Source organism: Paenibacillus sp. XY044 (assembly GCF_002257645.1).
GTDB lineage: Bacteria > Bacillota > Bacilli > Paenibacillales > Paenibacillaceae > Paenibacillus_AQ.
Genome location: NZ_NQMO01000002.1, coordinates 78,118 through 98,426, shown reverse-complemented (window position 1 = coordinate 98,426; position 20,309 = coordinate 78,118). Strand labels below are relative to the sequence as shown.

The 20,309-nt window shown below is 54.4% G+C and carries 24 protein-coding genes; 8 read left to right on the top strand and 16 right to left on the bottom strand.

The window, feature by feature from the left end:
* Nucleotides 1–7 precede the first annotated feature (7 nt).
* From CJP46_RS08570 to CJP46_RS08550, 5 genes are all read right to left on the bottom strand, one after another.
* The gene (locus tag CJP46_RS08570) at nucleotides 8–760 is read right to left on the bottom strand and encodes an amino acid ABC transporter ATP-binding protein (RefSeq protein WP_094595220.1); all 753 of its coding nucleotides are present in this window, start codon (nucleotides 758–760) and stop codon (nucleotides 8–10) included.
* Nucleotides 757–1,467, bottom strand: coding sequence for an amino acid ABC transporter permease (locus CJP46_RS08565; protein ID WP_094595219.1), 711 nt, complete (start codon nucleotides 1,465–1,467; stop codon nucleotides 757–759). Before CJP46_RS08565 ends, CJP46_RS08570 begins: the two co-directional genes overlap by 4 nt.
* Nucleotides 1,464–2,249: an amino acid ABC transporter permease gene (locus CJP46_RS08560; protein WP_094595218.1), complete on the bottom strand. Its 786-nt coding sequence runs from the start codon at nucleotides 2,247–2,249 to the stop codon at nucleotides 1,464–1,466. Before CJP46_RS08560 ends, CJP46_RS08565 begins: the two co-directional genes overlap by 4 nt.
* A 34-nt stretch (nucleotides 2,250–2,283) precedes the next feature.
* A complete protein-coding gene (locus tag CJP46_RS08555) occupies nucleotides 2,284–3,084 on the bottom strand; it encodes a transporter substrate-binding domain-containing protein (RefSeq protein WP_373557985.1) in 801 nt (266 codons plus the stop codon).
* Nucleotides 3,085–3,239: 155 nt separating this feature from the next.
* Nucleotides 3,240–4,139: a LysR family transcriptional regulator gene (locus tag CJP46_RS08550; protein WP_094595216.1), complete on the bottom strand. Its 900-nt coding sequence runs from the start codon at nucleotides 4,137–4,139 to the stop codon at nucleotides 3,240–3,242.
* Nucleotides 4,140–4,482: 343 nt separating this feature from the next.
* Here CJP46_RS08550 and CJP46_RS08545 point away from each other — a divergent pair, with 343 nt between their 5' ends.
* Complete coding sequence (locus tag CJP46_RS08545; protein WP_094595215.1) at nucleotides 4,483–5,022, top strand: GNAT family N-acetyltransferase; 540 nt, start codon at nucleotides 4,483–4,485, stop codon at nucleotides 5,020–5,022.
* A 96-nt stretch (nucleotides 5,023–5,118) separates the two neighbouring features.
* On the opposite strand, the gene CJP46_RS08540 is transcribed toward CJP46_RS08545, so the two are convergent.
* The 3 genes from CJP46_RS08540 to CJP46_RS08530 form a co-directional block, all read right to left on the bottom strand.
* A complete protein-coding gene (locus tag CJP46_RS08540; protein ID WP_179281100.1) occupies nucleotides 5,119–5,928 on the bottom strand; it encodes a phosphotransferase family protein in 810 nt (269 codons plus the stop codon).
* Nucleotides 5,929–6,179: 251 nt separating this feature from the next.
* A complete protein-coding gene (locus tag CJP46_RS08535; protein WP_094595213.1) occupies nucleotides 6,180–6,359 on the bottom strand; it encodes an H-type small acid-soluble spore protein in 180 nt (59 codons plus the stop codon).
* A 148-nt stretch (nucleotides 6,360–6,507) separates the two neighbouring features.
* Nucleotides 6,508–6,831 carry a hypothetical protein gene (locus tag CJP46_RS08530; protein ID WP_094595212.1) on the bottom strand — a complete coding sequence of 108 codons (324 nt, stop codon included), beginning with the start codon at nucleotides 6,829–6,831 and terminating at the stop codon, nucleotides 6,508–6,510.
* A 164-nt stretch (nucleotides 6,832–6,995) separates the two neighbouring features.
* Here CJP46_RS08530 and ku point away from each other — a divergent pair, with 164 nt between their 5' ends.
* The 3 genes from ku to ligD all read left to right on the top strand — a co-directional run bounded on the left by ku (nucleotide 6,996) and on the right by ligD (nucleotide 9,867).
* Nucleotides 6,996–7,904, top strand: a complete 909-nt coding sequence (ku, locus tag CJP46_RS08525) for a non-homologous end joining protein Ku (protein WP_094595211.1) — start codon at nucleotides 6,996–6,998, stop codon at nucleotides 7,902–7,904.
* 22 nt (nucleotides 7,905–7,926) lie between these two features.
* Entirely contained in the window at nucleotides 7,927–8,868 is a 942-nt protein-coding gene (locus CJP46_RS08520) for an ATP-dependent DNA ligase (RefSeq protein ID WP_094595210.1), read from the top strand.
* Nucleotides 8,869–8,964: 96 nt separating this feature from the next.
* The gene (ligD, locus tag CJP46_RS08515) at nucleotides 8,965–9,867 is read left to right on the top strand and encodes a non-homologous end-joining DNA ligase (RefSeq protein WP_094595209.1); all 903 of its coding nucleotides are present in this window, start codon (nucleotides 8,965–8,967) and stop codon (nucleotides 9,865–9,867) included.
* 53 nt (nucleotides 9,868–9,920) lie between these two features.
* Here ligD and CJP46_RS08510 read toward each other — a convergent pair whose 3' ends face one another.
* Nucleotides 9,921–10,745: a YitT family protein gene (locus CJP46_RS08510; RefSeq protein WP_256992321.1), complete on the bottom strand. Its 825-nt coding sequence runs from the start codon at nucleotides 10,743–10,745 to the stop codon at nucleotides 9,921–9,923.
* Nucleotides 10,746–11,001: 256 nt separating this feature from the next.
* Here CJP46_RS08510 and CJP46_RS08505 point away from each other — a divergent pair, with 256 nt between their 5' ends.
* Nucleotides 11,002–11,325: a YnfA family protein gene (locus CJP46_RS08505; RefSeq protein WP_094595207.1), complete on the top strand. Its 324-nt coding sequence runs from the start codon at nucleotides 11,002–11,004 to the stop codon at nucleotides 11,323–11,325.
* Nucleotides 11,326–11,350: 25 nt separating this feature from the next.
* Here CJP46_RS08505 and cls read toward each other — a convergent pair whose 3' ends face one another.
* Nucleotides 11,351–12,787, bottom strand: a complete 1,437-nt coding sequence (gene cls / locus CJP46_RS08500) for a cardiolipin synthase (RefSeq protein ID WP_094595206.1) — start codon at nucleotides 12,785–12,787, stop codon at nucleotides 11,351–11,353.
* 198 nt (nucleotides 12,788–12,985) lie between these two features.
* Here cls and CJP46_RS08495 point away from each other — a divergent pair, with 198 nt between their 5' ends.
* Together CJP46_RS08495 and CJP46_RS08490 are read left to right on the top strand one after the other, a co-directional pair.
* Nucleotides 12,986–13,981, top strand: coding sequence for a M23 family metallopeptidase (locus tag CJP46_RS08495; protein WP_094595205.1), 996 nt, complete (start codon nucleotides 12,986–12,988; stop codon nucleotides 13,979–13,981).
* Nucleotides 13,982–14,015: 34 nt separating this feature from the next.
* On the top strand, nucleotides 14,016–14,435 hold the full coding sequence (locus tag CJP46_RS08490; RefSeq protein ID WP_094595204.1) for a bactofilin family protein: 420 nt from the start codon (nucleotides 14,016–14,018) through the stop codon (nucleotides 14,433–14,435).
* Nucleotides 14,436–14,532: 97 nt separating this feature from the next.
* Here CJP46_RS08490 and CJP46_RS08485 read toward each other — a convergent pair whose 3' ends face one another.
* The 5 genes from CJP46_RS08485 to CJP46_RS08465 form a co-directional block, all read right to left on the bottom strand.
* On the bottom strand, nucleotides 14,533–15,312 hold the full coding sequence (locus CJP46_RS08485) for an ABC transporter permease (protein ID WP_094595203.1): 780 nt from the start codon (nucleotides 15,310–15,312) through the stop codon (nucleotides 14,533–14,535).
* On the bottom strand, nucleotides 15,305–16,216 hold the full coding sequence (locus CJP46_RS08480; protein WP_094595202.1) for an ABC transporter ATP-binding protein: 912 nt from the start codon (nucleotides 16,214–16,216) through the stop codon (nucleotides 15,305–15,307). Before CJP46_RS08480 ends, CJP46_RS08485 begins: the two co-directional genes overlap by 8 nt.
* A gap of 477 nt (nucleotides 16,217–16,693) precedes the next feature.
* A complete protein-coding gene (locus tag CJP46_RS08475) occupies nucleotides 16,694–17,650 on the bottom strand; it encodes an LCP family glycopolymer transferase (RefSeq protein WP_094595201.1) in 957 nt (318 codons plus the stop codon).
* Between the two features lie 61 nt (nucleotides 17,651–17,711).
* Entirely contained in the window at nucleotides 17,712–18,383 is a 672-nt protein-coding gene (locus CJP46_RS08470) for a sugar transferase (protein WP_179281156.1), read from the bottom strand.
* 223 nt (nucleotides 18,384–18,606) lie between these two features.
* The gene (locus tag CJP46_RS08465) at nucleotides 18,607–19,041 is read right to left on the bottom strand and encodes a hypothetical protein (RefSeq protein WP_094595199.1); all 435 of its coding nucleotides are present in this window, start codon (nucleotides 19,039–19,041) and stop codon (nucleotides 18,607–18,609) included.
* Between the two features lie 221 nt (nucleotides 19,042–19,262).
* Here CJP46_RS08465 and CJP46_RS08460 point away from each other — a divergent pair, with 221 nt between their 5' ends.
* On the top strand, nucleotides 19,263–19,631 hold the full coding sequence (locus CJP46_RS08460; protein ID WP_094595198.1) for a helix-turn-helix domain-containing protein: 369 nt from the start codon (nucleotides 19,263–19,265) through the stop codon (nucleotides 19,629–19,631).
* Nucleotides 19,632–19,923: 292 nt separating this feature from the next.
* Here CJP46_RS08460 and CJP46_RS08455 read toward each other — a convergent pair whose 3' ends face one another.
* The gene (locus tag CJP46_RS08455; protein ID WP_179281099.1) at nucleotides 19,924–20,079 is read right to left on the bottom strand and encodes a hypothetical protein; all 156 of its coding nucleotides are present in this window, start codon (nucleotides 20,077–20,079) and stop codon (nucleotides 19,924–19,926) included.
* Between the last annotated feature and the right edge of the window lie 230 nt (nucleotides 20,080–20,309).

Genomic DNA, 20,309 nt, shown 5'->3' with positions numbered 1-20,309 from the left:
TCTCCTCCTAAATGCTGTAGTTCAGTTCCGGCGTGATCCGCTTCAGGAACTGCTTGGTCCGTTCCTCGCGGGGATGGTTAAACAGCTGGGCTGGCGGCCCCTCCTCCACGATGACTCCCCCGTCCATGAACACGACGTGATTCGCCACATCCCGGGCGAAGCCCATTTCGTGCGTCACGACGATCATCGTGATGCCCTCTTTGGCGATTTTGCGGATGACCTCGAGCACCTCGCCCACGAGCTCCGGATCAAGCGCCGATGTCGGCTCGTCGAACAGGATGACCTCCGGTTCCAGGGCCAGCGCCCGGGCGATGCCGACCCGCTGCTGCTGCCCGCCCGACAGTTGGCTCGGATAGGCGTCCAGCTTACTCGCCAGTCCCACCTTCTCCAGGAGCGCCGCGCTGCGTTTGCGCGCTTCGTCTTTCGGAATTTTTTTGACGATGACGAGGCCCTCCATCACGTTCTCGATCGCCGTCTTATGCTTGAACAGATTATACTGCTGGAACACCATCGCCGTTTTTTGCCGGAGCGCGTGAATGTCCTTCTTCACCGCATGCTCCGTGTTTAGCCGGAAGTCGCCGATGGCGATCTCCCCGCCGCTCGGCTTCTCCAGATAGTTCACGCACCGCAGCAGCGTCGTTTTGCCGGAGCCGCTCGGCCCCAAAATCACGACGACCTCCCCTTTATTTACCGTCAAATCAATCGATTTCAGCACCGGGTTCCGGCCGAAAGACTTGGATATATTCGTCAGCTTGATCATGCCACTCCACCCCGATTGTACAGATTGATGCGTTTCTCCAGCAGCGCCGTCAGCCTTTCGATCAGGAGCGTCAGCCCCCAGAAAATAGCTGCGGCGGCCAAGTAGGCCTCGAAGAACTTCCAGTTGGTCGACGCCACGATTTGCGCCTTGGCGTTAATGTCCACGACCGATACGGTAAAAGCGAGCGTTGAACCATGCAGCATCCCGATTACCGAGTTCGACAGGTTCGGCAGGCTGACGGCCAGCGCCTGCGGCAGAACGATGCGGCGCAGCGCCTGCGGCGTCGTCATGCCGATGGAATAGGCGGCTTCGAGCTGACCGCGGTTCACGGCGAGCAGGCCGGAGCGGATCACCTCGGACATATAGGCTCCCGCTGTGATGGAGAAGGAAATGTAGGCAAAGCCGATCATTGGAATGGATGAGGATTTGAAGCCCAGGCCGAGACCGGCGGATACCGCATCAACGATGACCGGCAGCCCGAAATAAATGAGCAGCAGGTGCGTAAGCATCGGCGTGCCGCGGATAAAGGTCACATAGGCCGTGGCGATTTGGCTGAGCACCGGCACTTTATAGATCCGCACCACGGCTCCAATCAGTCCGATGATAAAACCGGCCGTCACGGAGACGGCGGTAATGAGAAGGGTGGTAGGTATGGCGGACAGCAAGTGGACAAAGGCGGTCCAAATAAACGAAACGTCGATTTTCACAGCTCAGCGCCTCCTTTTTCCGTTCCGATTCCTGCGACCACGCGCCGGTAGGACCCTTTCTTCTGAATCCGGAAGCCGGTACGTGCCGGCGTATCCGGAAGCTCATGCCGCAAGAGGCGGACCTCCAGGGCCTTGAGCAGCTTCTCCAGCGTAAAGCTGACGACCAGGTAAATGAGTGCCAAAGCGATGTAGGACTCAATAAAATGCTGGGTGACCGAACCGAGCGTCTGCGCTTTTCCCGTCATCTCCATCACCCCGAGCGTAAAGGCCAGCGACGTATCCTTCAGCAGGGCGATCACCAGGTTCGAGAACACCGGGACGGCGATCGCCAGCGCCTGGGGCAGAACGATCCGGGTAAAAGCCTGACCGCCTTTCATCCCCACTGCATAAGCCGCCTCGAGCTGTCCCCGGTCCACCGCCATGACCGATGCCCGGATCATCTCCGACATGAAAGCCCCGGTGTGAAGGCCGTACGTCAGGATGACAAACACAAGCACCGGAGCTTTCGACATGTCGATGCCGATGAGCTTCAGGATTTCCGGCAGTCCGTAGTAGAACAGGAACAGCTGGATCAGAATCGGCGTTCCCCGAAAGAACGAGACGTACACCTGGGAGAACGTCCGCAGCGCCGGTATCCGGTAAAGCCGGGGAAGGGCGATCAGAAAACCGACAAGCATCCCCACCAGCAGCGAACCTGCGACGATCAGCAAGGTGATGCCCAGCGTCGATGCCAGCTTCGGAAAAAAACTGAGCACAAATGAGAAATCGAACGGTGCACCCATGTTACAACCTGCCCCCTTCCTGGTTTAGTCCGGACTATTTATCCGCCGTAAAGTCGCTGCCTAGCCATTCCTTGCTCAGCTTGCCAAGCGTTCCGTCCTGCTTCAGCTCCTTAATCGCCCCGTCAACCGCATCGGCCAGCTTCTGCTCTTCCGGATCGTCCTTGCGGAAGACAAACAGAATGTCATGCTCGGACAGGTCGTCGCCGGTCACTTTCAGCTTGCCCTGCGGGTCGATCAGCGGCAGTGAGAAGTCCGCTCCGATCGTCGCGTCCACCCGGCCGGTCGTAATTTGATTCACGGTATCGTTGGCGGCGCCGTTTTGATAGACGATCTGGATCGCATTGTTATGTTCCTTGTTGTAGTTCTCAAGGATTTGAGCTTCCGCGCTTGTTGCGCCGGTCAATACCTTTTTGCCTTTCAGGTCGTCCAGCGAATGGATCGAATCGTTGTCCTTGGCGACGATGATTTTATTTCTCCAGTGGGCGTACGGTTCTTTGTTAAAAAGGTACTTTTCCGTCCGCTCCGGGTTTTTCTCCATTTCATGGGCCACGAAATCGATCTTTTTCGTCTCCAGGCTGAGCAGCAGATTGGAAAATTCCTGCGTCTGTATATCGAACTCGTAGTCCGGCAAGCGCTTGTCGATCTCGCGCACCAGTTCTACGTCGAAGCCGGTCAACTTTCCGTTCTCATCGATAAAGCAAATTTTCGGAAAGGCCGTGCCTGTGCCTACGACGATTTTTTTGACGGCTCCTCCTGCGGCGTTCGCCGCCGTATCCGTGGACGTTTCCCCGCCCTTCGATCCGGATCCGCACCCGGCAATCACCCCTGCCAGCATGATCCCTGCAACGACTGCTAATGTTTTTCTCACGACCTCATCCCCTTTCGAATGGCTCCCATTTTTCCCTTGATTGATAATTCCTATAGACTTAGTAAGAATTATGTTGTCACTAACTTTACCGCGATTTGCATAACGCGTCTAATAGAGTTTTTCTATCCGATCATGTAATTCATTAATGGGACGGACGACTGCTTCAAATCCAGCAGAAACTCAAGGATATCCGTGTTTTCGCCGGTGAGCGAAATCAGGTTGGTCTGCAGGGAGACGCCCGCCGTTTCGGTGATGTCCACGGGAACGAGGATACCCTTCTCCTCCTCCTGTCTTGCGCAGAGACCAGGGAGAAAGCAGATACCCGCCCGCTCCAGAACCAGTTTCTTGGCCGTCTCGGAATTATCCACCTGATATACGATGTTCGGCGGCTGGTCCAGGCTTTCGAACACCCGGTGAATCCGCAGCCAGTCAAGGGAACCGCACTCGAAGAACACGAGCGTCTCGTGACGGATTTCCCGGATGGACGCCCGGCCGGCTGTGGCGAGACGATGATCGGGGTATACATACAGGCGAATGGGATCTTCGTAAAAAGGATAGGACTGGAACGCCGGATTCATCATTTTGCGTACGAAGGCCAGATCGAGCTCCCCGTTAGACAGCTTGGCGGTCAGCTCGTCGGTCGGTGCCGTGGTGAGCTTAAATTTGATGTCTGGAAAACGCCGGGTCAGTCCCATCAGCAGATGGGGCATTAAATAATTGGATACGGAGACCGTGCTGCCGATCCGCAGTTCGTTGGGCATGGCCCGCTTGGATTGGAGGTGATGCTTGCCCTTCTGGTAGGTCTGGAGAATTTGCTGGGCATAGGGGAGGAACTGCTTGCCTTTTTCCGTCAGGTGGATCTGTTTGCCCAGACGGTCGAACAGCCGGCAATCGAGCTCGCGTTCGAGCGACTGAATACGCGCGGTGACCGTGGGCTGGGACAGGAACAGCACATCCGCCGCCTTGTTGAAGCTGCCGTAATGATTGATGTACACAAAAGCCTCAATGTTTTCGATGTTCAAGGTAACACCCCCGAAGTTTTATCACTCACTATTCCAATGAATTTAGGTGGTTTTTAAACCTGAAAAAGGGTATAAATTATCCTTATCTTAGGCAGTTGGCAAATTATTGTCAATCGTTAATTTGGATTATGTTGAGCCCGGGAAACTCAAAAAAAGGGTAGAGCACCGCCCTTTTTCGGTAATATTGGCTGCGTCCCCTGCGGCTTGAGAGTGCCTGACCGCCTTATAGATTTTTTTGATTTGCAAATTAATTATTTTATTTTCCGATGCGAATAGTAGGTATTACCTGCTATACTTAGCTCACACCAAATCACCTGAATCCCTTCCAAAAGGAGTGAAAGCGATGAATCCAGAAGAATTGATCCTCCGGGACGCCAAGGATTCCGAACGCGAATTGATTGCCGAAGTCATGCTGGAATCCTACCAGCAGTATGCCTTTGATATGCCCCAAGACCGGTGGGAGCAGTACCGGGATTCCATCCGGAATTCCGTCTACGGGGATGTTCCGTATGCCCGAATCGTTGCCGAAATCGACGGCCGGATCATCGGCAGCGTCCTGATGTTCCTCTCCTCGGAAGCCGCCTACGGCAATCCGGAGATGGGGATTCACTCGCCGATCATCCGCCTCCTTGCCGTTCATCCTTCCGCGAGGGGACGCGGGGTGGCCACCGCTCTCATCCGGGAAGCGGCACGCCGAACGCTGGAGCTTGGAGCGACAACACTGAACCTTCATACCTCCGACATGATGGCCTCGGCCGTGAAGCTGTATGAGAAGCTCGGATTCCAGCGGCACTATGAGACCGATACGGCCAATGGGGAGACGCTGGTCAAAGGTTACCGGATCGACGTCCCCGGTTCCCTGCTGCTCCAGAACGCGGTGTAGCCCCCTTCACTTCCAAGCTTCCATAGAAATGACGAAAAGGCGGTCCGGATGAAACCGGAACCGCCCTTGCTGCTGTATGCCGTTCTATCCAATCGGTCACGCCACAGATCCGTCCAGTGCCTCACGAACCAAAGCGAGCAAGCCCGCCTTCTCGGCGTCGGGAATCCATTCCGTCAGCCGGGCCGCCGCAATCGGCAGCCTCCAGGCATCCACTTCTTCTTGGCTGAGGCTCCCGCTGCCAATGTAGTGCCGCGCGTACTCCTTGACGATCTCCTCCCGCATCCGGGCAAACTGCTTCACGATCTCTTCCGGCGTGCCTTCTGGCATGGTGCCCATTTGAATCAGCACCACGGTTCGTGCGACGTCTCCGGCCGGATTGCCGCGCGTGCCGGTCATCCAGTCAATGACCCACTCCTGCTCTCCGAGGATGATGTTGTCCGGATGAAAATCCCCATGGCACAACTTGGATCCTTCCGGAAGCTGCAACAGATAAGCAATAATCCGCTCCTTCTCCACTTCCGCCAGGAAAGGCGAATGCTGAATGCGGTTTTTCAGAACCGCTTTCTGCTCCGGCAGACCGTATATGTCCCGGGCGTGCAGCTCCTGATGAAGCCTGGCCATCCGGGCTGCTTCTTCGTGCAGCATGTCCGGATTGACGGAGATGGCCTGGAGCATGGTCATGCCGGATGCCTGCTCATAGACTACGCCGAAGCGGGTGCCGTGCTCCACGATCCGAATTGGACGCGGTGTCGTCACTCCCGTGTTATAGACCTTCAAGCTGATTTGATATTCCTCTTCCGCCATGCCGCGCGGCATCCCTTCCCGGTATAGCTTCAGCACCTGGCCAGGTTGATAGGCAAGCACCTCCGCCGTTCTGCCGGCAGCGACCACCGGACTTCCCCCCATATGTACACAGCTCCTCTCTGCCGCCCGCTCCCTTTTCCGAACCGATAAGCATGTGCGGCTTGCTGTTTCATTGTACCTCATCCCCAGCGGAGATGAATACGGGGATTTTTGCGGTACGCCGGGATTCGTGCTCCGTCAGCAGCGATCACAAAAAAGCCGCCAGGCGGCGGTGTACTCCCCGCAGCCGAAGCGGCTTGCTTACGTCCATCTTCTCCCTCACCTCATCGTATAAGGGTGACGAAAAATCAGATTTATCCTTCTTTCAAACGTTCCACATTCACCGTTTGGGTGTCGGTAGGCCGGGTCCCGACCTGAACCGTGGCCACCCCGTTGTCCACATCCACCTTTTCGATCCATACCGGCACCCCTTCCAGGTTTACGGGAATGGTGTCTTTTGCTTGATAAATATCCAATGCACGCTGAGCATCCATGTTGGTTGCAGCCTCCTGTGTCATAGAATCGCAAGCTATCTTTGTGCGCAAAATCTATCATTCTTTGCTAGAGAGATAGCTCTCACCTAAAACTCTCTCTGCTCTGAAAACCTTCTATACTTTCACTTTGCTTGCATGCTCAGGCTTTTCAGCCCTCTTCGGGATCTCCCTCTGTGGCGGGACCGATAGCACCAGGTTCAACGACCATCGTGTCGGTCGTGCTCGCCCCGATATAGCCGTTATCGGCCGTGATGTTGCCGCCGCCCAATCCCTCGTTGACCATCCGGTCGATATCGAGCATATGGGTATCCAGCGAAATATCCTCATCCGGCGAAGTTACGTTATGCCAGTTGACGGCGTCCGCATCGATGTAATCTGCGGATTCGATCGTGTCTCTGGCCCCCTCGTAATTTTCAAGGGCTTCCAGTGTCAGCTCCTTGTCGTCATCCGGGTCCTGTCGTCTGTCTTTCACACTTGCTCCCTCCTCGCTCCAATATGCATGTTGTCATGGGTTCAATATGCCCTGCAGTCGTTGAAACCATTCATTTTTTCCCTGGGCCAAATCGGTGGTTGGCCTTATAGAAACGGGATATTTTCCCCATACTAGTAGAAAAAAGCGTTAAAGGAGCGATAACAATGCATACCGTCTGGAAGGGAGCGATCAGCTTCGGCCTGGTCCACGTCCCGGTGAAAATGTTCTCCGCCACGGAGGACAAAGATATTTCCATGAGGTACGTCCATAAGGAGTGCGGCAGCCCCCTCTCCTATGTCCGCAAATGCCCGGTCTGCGACGAGGAAGTAGGCTGGGAGGAAATCGCGAAGGGGTATGAATACGAGAAGGGGAAATTCGTCCTGTTTGAAAAGGAAGAGCTGGAGCAGATTACCGAGCAGGCTAACAAGGCGATTGCGATCCTCGACTTTGTTGATCTGTCCGAAATCGATCCGATCTACTTCCAGAAGACGTATTACCTCGCTCCGGATCAGGCTGGGGGCAACGCTTACCAGCTGCTGAAAGAGGCGATGCAGCAGAGCGGCAAGATCGGAATCGCCAAAATCTCCATCCGCTCCAAGAGCAGCCTCGCGGCGATCCGCGTACTGGATGAATGCCTTGCCATCGAAACGATGTTCTACCCGGACGAAATCCGCCCGGTCTCCCAGGTGCCGAACCTGCCGGAAAATATCCAGGTCAACGATAAGGAGCTCGGCATGGCGCAAATGCTGATCGAGCAGCTCTCCACACCGTTTGAGCCGAAAAAATACGGGGACGACTATCGCGAACGGCTGCTGGATCTGATTGAGCACAAGGTGGCCGGCGAAGAGATCAAGATCGCTCCGGCGAAGCAGGAGACGAATGTCATCGATTTGATGGCCGCGCTGCAGGCCAGCATCGAAGCGGCCAAGCCCGTCGCGACCGACCCGGGTACGGCCAAGAAGACCGCCAGGGGCAAAGCCAAGGCCAAGCCGGCGGAACCCGCAGCCGCTGCAGGCGAAGGTCCCAAGCCGAAACGCCGCAAGACAACCAAGAAAAACGAAACCGTCTCGTAGCGGTTAGATCGGAGGAACATCGATGCCGTTTACCCCGATCGCCCCTTTCGAACCCATCATGACGGATGCCCTCCCTTCCGGTGAGCAGTGGATCGCCCAAATCAAATGGGACGGCGTCCGGATGATCACCTATTACGACGGCGAGGACGTTCAGCTCGTGAACCGCAAGGGAAACAACCGGACGCGCCAGTATCCCGAGCTGCTGGACATCGCTTCGTATTGCCGTGCCGACTCGGTCATCCTGGATGGCGAAATCATCGCGCTGGTGAACGGGGTACCTTCCTTTCATCAGGTCATGAAACGGGACAGCCTCCGCGTAGAACAGCAGATTAAAGCACGCGTTCAGCAGGTGCCGATCGTCTATATGATCTTCGACATCCTGTACTACAACGGCGAATGGGTGAATGGACGGCCGCTCCGTGAGCGTCAGCAGCTCCTGGAGGAAGCTGTGATCCCTACGGGACACGTCCAACTCGTGCCCAGCTATACGGACGTTCCGCTGCTGTATGACGTGTCGGTCCAGCACCGGCTTGAGGGCATCGTCGTCAAAGACATCAACAGCGTCTATGCCCTGGGCGGTAAGGATAAGCGCTGGCAGAAGCGAAAGAACATTCAGGATGTGAACGCTGTGGTCGGCGGGGTGACGTTCCGGGACGGCATCGTCAATGCGCTGCTGCTCGGCTTGTACACTGAGGACGGGAGGCTGGTCTACATCGGCCATGCCGGAACGGGCAAGCTGAAGGTAGCCGACTGGCGGAGCATCACCGAGCGGGCCGCGGACATGGCGGTGAAGGAGCGCCCTTTTGCGAATCAGCCGGAGCGGCAGAAAGGGGCGGTCTGGATCCGTCCCGAATGGGTGGTCAAGGTGAATTTCCTGGAATGGACGCCCGGCGGTACCCTGCGTCAGCCGAGCATCCAGGCTTTTGTGGATGTTCCTCCCGGGGACTGCCGGCTGAATCCGTAATATGCCAGGGGATCGCTGTGGGAAACGGTTTCCCGGTGACATTCCACAATGCAGCCCAGAAATGGCATCCTGTCTAAAAACATTGGAGGTATCCGTATGCCGCGAACCGTGAAAGGCACGATTTCGATCGAGGGACAAGACATTCCCATCACCAATCCCGACAAGCCGCTTTGGCCGGAAATGGGCATTACCAAGGCCATCTATTTGCAAAAGCTCGCGGCGCTCGCCCCTTATTTGCTGAAATACTGCCGGAACCGTCTGCTCACCACGATCCGGTATCCGCACGGGGTGCCTGGCGAATTTTTTTACCAAAAAAATGCGCCGGAACCCCTCCCTCCCTTCGTGCAAACGGCTGAGCAGGACGGCATTAACTACATATTGCTGAACGGCCTGCCCGAACTGCTGTGGCTGGGCAACCTGGCCGCGCTGGAATTCCACCCGTCCCTCCATTACGTGGGAAGCACGCTTCCCTGCGAATGGATGATTGACCTCGACCCATCACGGGAAGTCGAACCGCGGATTATGGAAGCCGCGTCCATCGTCGGCAAGGTGCTGAGCTCGCTCGGGCTGCAGTCCGTGCCGAAGACGTCGGGGGCGACGGGCGTTCAGATCATCGTGCCGATCAATGAAGGCATCACGTTCGACGAGCTGCGCACCGTCGGGCATTTCGTCGGCATGTTCGTGACGGAGAAGCACCCCGAGCTGTTCACCCTGGAGCGGCTCAAAAAAAACCGCGGCGATAAAATCTACTTCGATTACCTCCAGCACTACCAAGGGAAAACACTCGCCGCTCCTTATACCCCCCGGGCACGACCGGGCGCAACGGTGTCGACCCCGCTTCACTGGGAGGAAGTGGACAGCAACGTCTCGCCGACCGATTTTCACCTGCTGAACATCGAGGAGCGGCTCGCCCGCCACGGGGACCTGATCGCCGCGCTTGCCCCGCAGCCGATCGAGCAGGTCATCCGCCATTTAAGCGCAGCAAAGCCCGGAAGGTAACCTTCCGGGCTTTGCTGCATTTCACGGGTCAGACTAACTTGCCGCTGCTCCCGCTAATGGATATCTTTTTTCTTGAAACGGCCGCCCTTAACGTCATGGATATTACCAACCGCGAGGAAGGCATCGGGATCCCAATCGCCGACGATCGACTTCAGCTTGGCCTCCTCCAGACGGGTGATGACCACGAAAATCACCTTCTTGCTGTCGCCGGAGTAAGCTCCCTCCCCTTCCAAATACGTGACGCCGCGTCCCAGGCGCTGGGTGAGGGCATCGCCGATGTCCTTGTATTTATCACTGATGATCCATACCGATTTGGACTGGTCGATCCCTTCGTTGGTGATATCAATCACTTTAAAGGCGATAAAGTAGGCGATCAGCGAATACATCGCGTTATTCCAACCGAATACGAAGCCGGCGCTCGTCAGGATAAAGAAGTTGATGAACATGATGATTTCACCGACGGAGAACGGCGTCTTTTTGTTGATCAGAATCGCGACGATTTCGCTGCCGTCTGTGGAACCACCTGCCCGGATCACCAGGCCGACGCCCGCACCGAGGATGACGCCTCCGAAGATGGCCGCCAGCAGCGGATCGAACGTAATGGGCTTAACGGGTTCCAGCAGCGCGGTGCCGATCGACATCACCAGAACGGCCGCCAGCGTAGAGAAGGCAAACGTCTTGCCGATTTGTTTGTAACCCAAAAACAGAAAAGGAATATTGAGAACCGTAAGAAAAATACCGAGCGGCAAATGAAAGAGGTGGGACAGCATAATGGAAATGCCGGTAATCCCGCCGTCAATGATGTTATTGTTTACGAGGAATACTTCCAGTGCAACAGCGACCAATCCGGCTCCGATCAGCATGACCAGGGTGCGCATGAACACTCTGGCTTTGGATGTCGGTGCCTTGAGCGGCTGCAGATCCTGCGGCAGATTTGGCCTGTCCGTGGATTGTGGGTTTGAAGGTACAGCCATCGAATCCCCCCGATTCTATAGATTGTTGTAGCATTAAGGGACATGAACGCCCGGGTGCATCGTATACAGCCTAAGAAATCTGGACTTCCGTGATTATTCCCTTACTTTATTATATCATAGTTTTTAGCTGTATATTAATCAGGATGGGAGTTTTTCTGTCATGAAATCCTTATTATTGTTCATTGCGGCCGGGCTGGCCGAAATCGGCGGCGGTTACCTGGTATGGCTGTGGATCAAGGATGCGAAGCCCTGGTGGTTCGGCGTAGCGGGGAGCCTGATCCTCATCCTGTACGGGATCATTCCCACCCTGCAGAACTATCCTTCCTTCGGCCGCGTTTACGCCGCATACGGGGGCATCTTTATCGTCCTGGCCCTGCTCTGGGGCTGGTGGATCGACAAAAACACGCCCGACGTCTACGACTGGATCGGAGCGGCTCTGTGCATGGCCGGCGTATCTGTCATTTTATGGGCTCCCCGGCACTAGTCTATACCCTCAGAGATCCACGCGGTCACAGCAGCGGGGACAGCATCCGGCACAGAATTTCCATCAGCTTGTGCAGGAACGGCCGGGCCTGAAACTCTTCGGTAACGATTTGATGGCTCTCACGCATGTCATCCTTAAAATCTTTTACCAGCCGGTCGATCGCGGATTGTTCGAACAGCGCTGCCGTCAGCTCGAAATTACAGAAAAAGCTCCTCATGTCCATATTGGCAGTACCTACCGAGGCCATCAGATCGTCGACGATCATGACCTTGGCATGAATGAAGCCTTTCTGATATTGATAGAACTTCACTCCGGCCAGCAGCAGGTCCTCAATATAGGAAAGCGAAGCCAGATGCACCAGCCTGGAGTCTGCTTTCCACGGAATGATGATCCGCACGTCCACCCCGCTGACCGCGGCGGTTTTGAGTCCTTCATAGATGCCCTGATCGGGAATAAAATAGGGCGAGGTGATCCAGATTCTATTATTCGCAACCGTAATCGCGCCAAAGCACATCTCCTGAATGGCGTTCCAATCCTGATCCGGGCCGCTGCTGACGATTTGAATCTGTTCATCGGATTCGCATTGATGCCTGGGAAACAGGGCAGGGTCCGATAACCGCTCGCCTGAAGCAAGCTGCCAATCGCTCAAAAACACGTTTTGCAAAAAATAAACGGCATCCCCCTCGATCTCCAGGTGCGTGTCGCGCCAGTACCCCATTTTCTGATATTTCCCCAAGTAGTCATCGCCGACATTCAGCCCGCCGACAAAGCCTTTGGTTCCGTCTACGACAACAATTTTGCGGTGGTTGCGGTAGTTGATCCGTCGGTCGATCATCGCCAGAAGCGGCGGCAGGAAGAAATGAAGCTCCACGCCCGCTTCCCTCAGCTCCTGAATGAACCTGCGCCTGCGGCCCAGCCGGTGGCTTCCGAAGCCGTCACAGACCAGCCTCACCTTCACCCCGGCTCTCGCCTTCCGAACCATGACTTCCTTGAAACGGTTTCCGATCTCGTCGTCCCGAAATATGTAAAATTGAACATGTAAATGCTCTCTTGCTTCTTCCATGGCCGCGAGCATCGCACCAAAGGTAGCCTCCCCATCGGTCAGCACCCTGCTCCTGTTGCAGCCCGTAATCGGACTCTCGGACAGATGGGACAACAAGTTAAACAGGCGCTCCTGATGCTGAAAATCCTTGCTGTGCATCTCCCCGGCATGCTTCACCAAGGCAGCCTGATTCCACAAAAAGGGGCGGATCTCTTGAAAGAGGCGCGAACCCTGCGTACGGACCTTCTTCCTCGCCTTATAGTCCTGGGCCACAAAATAATAGACCACAAAGCCGATCAGCGGGCAGCAAAACAAAATAAACAGCCAGGCTACCGTCTTGTAAGGATTGCGGAATTCCAGAAGCAGGATCGTTGCCGCTTGAAAAATAAACACAAGTAGTGCGATAAGCAGCCACAGCATACGTCAGCCTCCTTGCGGGTATAAAGCAATCTGTATGTTCAGCATTGACCACTTTCAGCCTGCTTTATTCAGTCATTACCCGGATCGGCCAGACGCAGACGCAGTGCCGGCAAAGATCACATTTTTGACATGTTTTAAGAGATCAGAGAATACATAGAAGATAAGACAAGTACAATCAAGCTTAGGAAAGGAGCTGCCATGAAAAATGCCAAAGCGAGCGGACGGATGACGCTCCTGGTCATGCGAGACGCACAGCATTCCGTCAAGCAGTTGCATCTCTCCAAGCCCTTGATGTTGGCCGTCCCCGCGGCGGCCGTTCTGTCGCTGTCCGGACTCGTTCTTGCGCTGCAGGCCCATTCGTCCCAGGTCATCTCCCAGCTGGAGCAGAAGGTCACCGCCGAGAGCCTGAAGAACGTTCAGATGCAGCGGAACATAAACAGCCGGGAGCAGTCCATCGAGCGCCTGCAGAACGAAATCGTCAACCTGTCGAGCCAAGCCAAAGATATGAAGCAAAAGATGGATCGCGTGGATGAGCTCGAGAACCAGCTGCAGCAGTTCATTGACAAGCACGGGACCACCAGTATGGCCGATCCTGCTTCCGGGGCCAAAGCGTCTTCCCTGTCCTGGGATGCCTCGCAGCATGTCGGTGGCGAATATATCGCCGTGCATGAGAACGATATGCTGGACCTGGCCCAGGAGACGAAAGACGACTTTCAGGAGATGCAGACGCTGCTGAAGTCCATGGAGAACCATATCCCTTCTACCTTGAAAAAAGCAGAGGAAACGCAGGACCGGATCTCCGGGCAGCCCGACCTGTGGCCGACCGTATCCAGAGTGACGACCTCCAGCTTCGGCTACCGGACGGACCCTTTTACCGGCAGGGCTTCCTTCCATGCGGGGATTGACATTGCCGGAGATAACGGAAGTCCCGTATATGCAGCCGGGGCGGGTAAGATCGTGACAGCCGAGGACAGCGGCGGAGCACGCGGACGGTATATCGTCATTGAGCACCCGAACGGCCTGCAAACCTGGTATATGCACTTGAGCAAAATCCAGGCCGATGTCGGCCAAACCGTCGATAAAGGGGAACAGATCGCTGAGCTCGGCTCGACCGGGCGAAGTACCGGCCCTCATCTTCATTTTCAGGTCGTGAAGAAGGATAAACCCGTTAACCCGCTGCCCTATATTCAGTAGTAGGGTTTGATCGAATAAAGGAGGTTTGTAAATCATGAGCAGATCCAAAGCGAGCCGGCACCAGGCCGCAACGGACACTTTGATCGGCAAAGGGACGGAAATCGAAGGAACGCTGGCCTGCGAGGCCAACCTGCGTATCGAAGGCAAATTCAACGGCGTCATTGAGAGCAAAGGCAGCGTGGTTGTCGGGGAGCACGCGGTGGCCAGATCGCATATTCATGCCAGAGAGGTCATCATTGCCGGTAAAGTCTACGGCGACGTGACGACGCTCGGCCGGCTGACCATCACGGCGACCGGGCAGATGTTCGGGGACGTGCTGGGGGCGACGTCGCTTGTCATTACCGAGGGCGGCATCCTTCACGGAGCCAGCAAAATGGAGCTGAAGGACGCCCCGGAGGAAATGGAGCAGGAGACCGACAACACTCCGCGATATTTGGAATCGGAAGCCGGCTGATACAGCGGCTCTTGCTTACACCAAAAAAAAACGCAGTCGCAAGTGAACGGATCACGTCCACATGCACTGCGTTTTTTGGCTTTTTTACAACGGAAGGTCAGGCTGCAACGTCCCTTTTACCGAACACGGTCCAAGCGATGACCAGAAACAAGACATAGTAGATCGCCAGAATCAGAATCGAGAAGCCGAGCGTCACGCCTCCCGGACCCGCCGGAGAGGCCAGATACTGCGACAGGTCCATGTGCATAAACGGCAAAAACTTAGCCCAGCTGTATCTTTCGGGATTGAACAGCATATTAAAGATCCCCTTCGCGAACATGATGAACAGGGACAGCCCGATGGCGAGCCCGCTTGCCCGGAATACGGCCGAGAGCATGAAGGCCAGCGCCACGGTCATGAACAGGTCTACATAATCGCAGAGCATGATCAGAAAATAATAACGAGGACCTATACGCTCTCCCATGATGGAACCGCCCGCTCCTCCCGAGAAGAAGATCGCGGAGACCCCATATGACACGATGATCAGCAGCACCGTGCACAGCAGACTGAACAGCACAACGGCAATATATTTGGAGAGCAGAATCTTCGATCGGCTCCACGGACGGATCAGCAGCAGCTTGATGGTTCCCCAGGAGAATTCGCCTGCAACGGAATCCGAAGCCACGATGACCGAAAATATGGTGCACAGGAAAAACGTAAACGCCCCGGTCTGGAGCACGCTTTCCCACAGGCTGATATTCCCCCCGCCATCCGCCAAGTGAAACAAAAGCGGCATCAGAATGTTGACGATGGCAAGGATCGACAGCATGATCCACGTCCGGGCCCTCCGGTAAATCTTCATGTTTTCGTTCTGCACGAGATGGATAAAGCTACCCAATCTGATCACTTCCCGTCATTTCCAAGAATTGGTCCTCCAGCGACCGGGTCACCTTCTGAATGCCGTACACCTTGAACCCGCTTTGGACGAGCCGGGCATTGGCGTCGGCAATGCCGTCCCGGTCGAGCCGGACGATGAGCAGCCCGTCACGCACCGTGCCGACCCCAAGCAGATCCTGCGCCTGCTCCGGCCGGTCCAGCGCAAACGCCGTTTCCACGGCCGTCTCCTGCGCTCCATCAACGCCGGCCAGAGTGCGGACGTCTATCAACCGTCCGTTCTGGATGATCGCCACAGCGTCGCACATCAGCTCCATCTCGGACAGCAGGTGGCTTGAGACGAACACCGTCGTCCCCTCTTCCTTGCACAGCCGGCGGAGGTAGTCCCGCAGCTCACGGATCCCTTGCGGGTCCAGGCCGTTGGTAGGCTCGTCCAGGATCAGCAGCTTGGGACGATGCAAGATCGCCTGAGCTACACCCAGACGCTGCCGCATGCCCAGCGAATACGTCCGCACCGGGTCTTGGATCCGGTTGCTCAGCCCTACGAGCTGAACCACTTCCTGAATGCGCTCCTCGGTAATCCCTGACATCATCCGGGCAAAGTGCCGCAGGTTTTCATATCCTGTCAAAAACTTATACATCTCCGGGTTTTCCACGATCGCCCCCACATGGACGATGGCCTGCTCGAAATGCTCCTTGATGCTGTAACCGCAAATTTTAATATCTCCCTTGGTGATCTTGGTCAGCCCAACCATCATGCGGATGGTAGTCGTTTTCCCGGCCCCGTTCGGACCCAGAAAACCAAAGACCTGCCCGGGAGGGATGTCAAGCGTGACATCCTCAACCAATGTTTTGGATGAGACTTTCTTCGTGACACCTTCCAGCCGAACCACCGGTTCCTGCTGCATTTACATCACCCCTTCTACCCAAGTCTCGCCCCATTGTAGCATATCCGTCTTGCAGATGCCCATCATATGGGAAATTAGCCTCTATTTGTGTCTGCGAATAGCATGGGGTACAGCAGCCCAGGGGAATTACTGTGCGGTAAAATCCCGTCCGGAACACAAGTGCCGTGTCCGCCACAGGGATGATCTGCTCACAGCGCAAGCAGAATACGGATAGCTGACTGTTCAAGAGAATCGACTTCCCTTCCATGAAGTGTGTCTTTGCGTTTTAAATCATGCCCAACGACTTATCATAGATACATTTTGTAACATACACATCAAGAAATCTACATGAATCTGCATCCTTTGTCAAGGAAACTGACCGTTTTCGTCGAAAAATAACCCCACCACGTGGGGCTTTTGCATCAATTCCGGTTTTGAGGCTTTGGTACGTACCCCGGAAATGAAAAAACAGGCGTGACATCAAGCCACGCCTGCCTCTTATTGTAAATGCTCTTTGATCACATTATGGATTCGCTGCCGCTCCTCATCGCTGACCATGTAGTACCAAATCCCGTTGATCATCTTTCCCTGGCCCTTGATTTCGACCTGTTCAATACTCTTCAGGTCGGAGCGGTAATCGGTCACGAATGTCTTCATATTGTCGAAAGTGATGTCGGTTCTAACACTGTCGCCCACCTGGTTAAGGAGGGATTCGACTTTTACCACATTGGAGATTTTGAGGGCGTTATTGATCACCTGCTCCAAAATTTCCCGCTGCCTTGCATTTCGTCCCAAGTCCCCGCGGGGATCGTCATACCGCATCCGGGAGAAGGCCAGCGCTTCCGAGCCGTCCAGCTTCAAATCTCCCTGCTTGAAATCATGCCCCTCATATTGGAAGGCAAACGGATTGTTCACTTCCACCCCGCCGAGCAAATCGATCATCTTGGCAAAGCCCTCCATATTGACCTTGATGTAATAGTTGACTGGATAACCGAGGAAATGCTCTACCGTCGCAACCGACATGTTCACGCCGCCAAAAGCGTAAGCATGGTTGATCTTGTCTGTCGTTCCGTGACCGACGATTTCGGTCCGCGTGTCACGCGGAATATTGAACATCAGAATGCTGTGCTTGGCCGGGTTTACCGTCAGCAGAATCATTGAGTCCGAGCGTCCCGGATCGTTCTCGCGCTGATCCACGCCCAGAACCAGCACGGTAAACGGTTCTCTTTCATCCAGTTGAACCGCCGGCGGATTCTCGCTGCTCTTGGACGTATCCGCCTGGCCGCCTGTCTTGCCATCCGAGCTGACGGTTACCGGTACAACGGACGGCTCCCGCTTTTCATATATTTCGTTAGCTGTCGCTTTTACCGAATGATAAATATACAATCCGTATCCTGCGACGCCAACCACGAGCACCGAAACGACGGCGATGGTCGAAACGACCCATTTTTTCATGATGTATCTGCCACCTTCCTAATTGACACGACTGCGCCCCGCCCATTTGGACACTCAGCGATTAGTACGCATTATCCGCGCCGAACAGCACCTTGACCGTTTTACAAATGATGATCATATCCATCCATATCGACTGCTCATTTATGTATTTGAGGTCCAGCTCAACCATTTCCTGAAACCCCACGTGGTTTCTTCCGCTGACCTGCCACAAACCTGTACAGCCCGGAACAACGAGCAGCCTCTGCATATCGTAGGAGGTATAGTCGCTGACCTCCCGCGGCAAAGGCGGTCTTGGCCCGACCAGGCTCATATTTCCTTTCAGCACATTCACAAGCTGGGGCAGCTCATCAATGCTCGTTTTGCGTATGAACCGGCCGACACGGGTGACCCGCGGATCGTTTTTCATTTTGAACATTGCGCCCGCCACATCATTTTGCTGGATCAAATTGCCGAGCATCAGCTCGGCTCCGCTGACCATCGACCGGAATTTGTACATCTTAAACGTTTTGCCTCCGCGGCCGACACGGGTCTGGGAGAAAAACACCGCGCCCTTAGGGTCTTCCAGCTTGATGAGCAAGCCGATGGCGAGAAATACCGGAGACAAAAAAATCAGCCCTAGAAACGATAAACAAATATCCAGGGCGCGTTTGGCCCAAAGGTACAAAATCTTGTCTCTCCGGGGGGTTATCGGGATGGGCTTGCCGACGTCCACAGTTTTGTTCAGCGGATTCATGCTGCTCATGAGTGAATATCCTCGTCCCTTTGAAGCACCTGCATCCGGAAATCCAAGGTCAACATACGTCCCATGACTGATCCATCCTCCGCTCTCAATATAAGTCCAACCGGACGATCAAATGACAGGCTTATACTTCAGCCTTTTTAAAGCAAAAGCACTATGCAGCCCTTTGATAAATAGTGTAAAATGTCTGTATCCCATTACGAAAAAACGTAAGATTTTATGCTTTGATATCTAAATGGTGTCCTGGGCCGGGGAAATTGTCGTGGTCACAGGGACTTTCATACGGTGTGGAGGCCGCTCGGCCGCCTCGCTGCGGGCGGTTGTGGTGTTTTGTCATGCGCTGTGCCGGCTCCTGCTGCGGGGATTCGATGAGAATGCCGTACTGGTGGGCCTTAAAGGAGATACTGCTTTCTTTCCAAGCTACGCGGCCATACACCTGGCGGGCCGGGGCGTTAGGAGCGTGAATGATAAACCCAAGCCTGAGCTCGGGCACGACGGGAAGATCCAAGTCGCAGATGATCACCATACGGCTGGGCTCGTATTCCCACAAGATGACAGGACGGGTCCGATGCAGAAAAACCGTCTGGTCCCCGACCTGATGGATATACATATACGTTTGAAGATGTATGCCATGTGCTGTTAACATATTCATCGGATTATTCCTGCCTCATGGTATGAAAATCGGGAAAACGCCTTATACTGCTAAAAGATACGATCCGTCTCAACAATTGATACAAATGGTATCATTTCCAATTTTCACTTTACGATACATTTTGTAACTAGTCAATACTTTTTTCCTATATGAATCTGTATTTGCGACAATTTGTTTCCAACTCAATGCATTTTTTTCAGGTATTCGGAGGAGGTTAATTCATGAATCACGGTAATCGCATCGCAGAACTGCGGGACCAACGCGGCTGGACCCAGGAGGAATTGGCCCAATCCATAGGCATCACTCGAGCCGCACTCTCCCACTATGAAAAGAACCGCCGTAAACCTGATTTTGAGATTCTGACCAAGCTGGCCGACAAGTTTGACGTTTCCATCGATTATCTGATCGGCCGAACGAACCAGCCGAAGATCGTTATGGATCCGGAGGTCAGGGATTTTGTGGATCAACTGGAGCTTTCGGACGAGGACTTGCTGGAGAAATTCAATTTAACGATTGACGGCCGCCGCTTGTCTGAGGACGAAGCCAAACGTTTTATCGCTTTTGTACGGATGGAACGGTCCATGAAATAAGCAGAACGGCCCAACGGCTTGCTCACGACAAAATGTCTATCGACGTTCATTCATAGAAGCCAGACCGCGATTAGCGGAAAACCTTAAACAAAACCTCAGCTTTCCTTGGTCAAGGACGGCTGAGGTTTTTTGGGTTCGGTTACCGTAATTCGACTGGATCCCCTCTCGGAGCATAAGGAAGACTGCTGCTGCTGTAACGCCTTCCTGTCTAAAATTGAATGATAAAAACGTTGTCTGTCCCTCCTTGTCGTTTCATGCTACCCCCTCGCAAAAAGGGAAAACGGAACGGCCGTTAGTCGGTCCCCTTCTCCATCTTTTGAACAAAGCGCTTCCAGTTATCAGGGTGAATCCCGCATTGCTCCAACACTTTCAAGATGTCCAATTGGGTTTGCTCCGGAAGTTCTTGGTTTGACCGGGCCTCGGCACCGAACTTTCTCTCATCTCTCATCGAAGATACCCTCGCTCCACTCAACATATTATCCAAAATGATTTCGACGGCTACTCTCTTGTTCATACTGCAACGTCTGTTCCAATTTATGAATGTCAAGAATCAGCCAAGTGACTAGGTCTTTTTTATTATATCCCAAGCCTCTTCTGGATGTTGTCGTCTAATGGGACAATAGCTTTTTGAAGCAGGTTCTATTTTTGTCGAAAAAAATGGGCATACGATTCATGTCT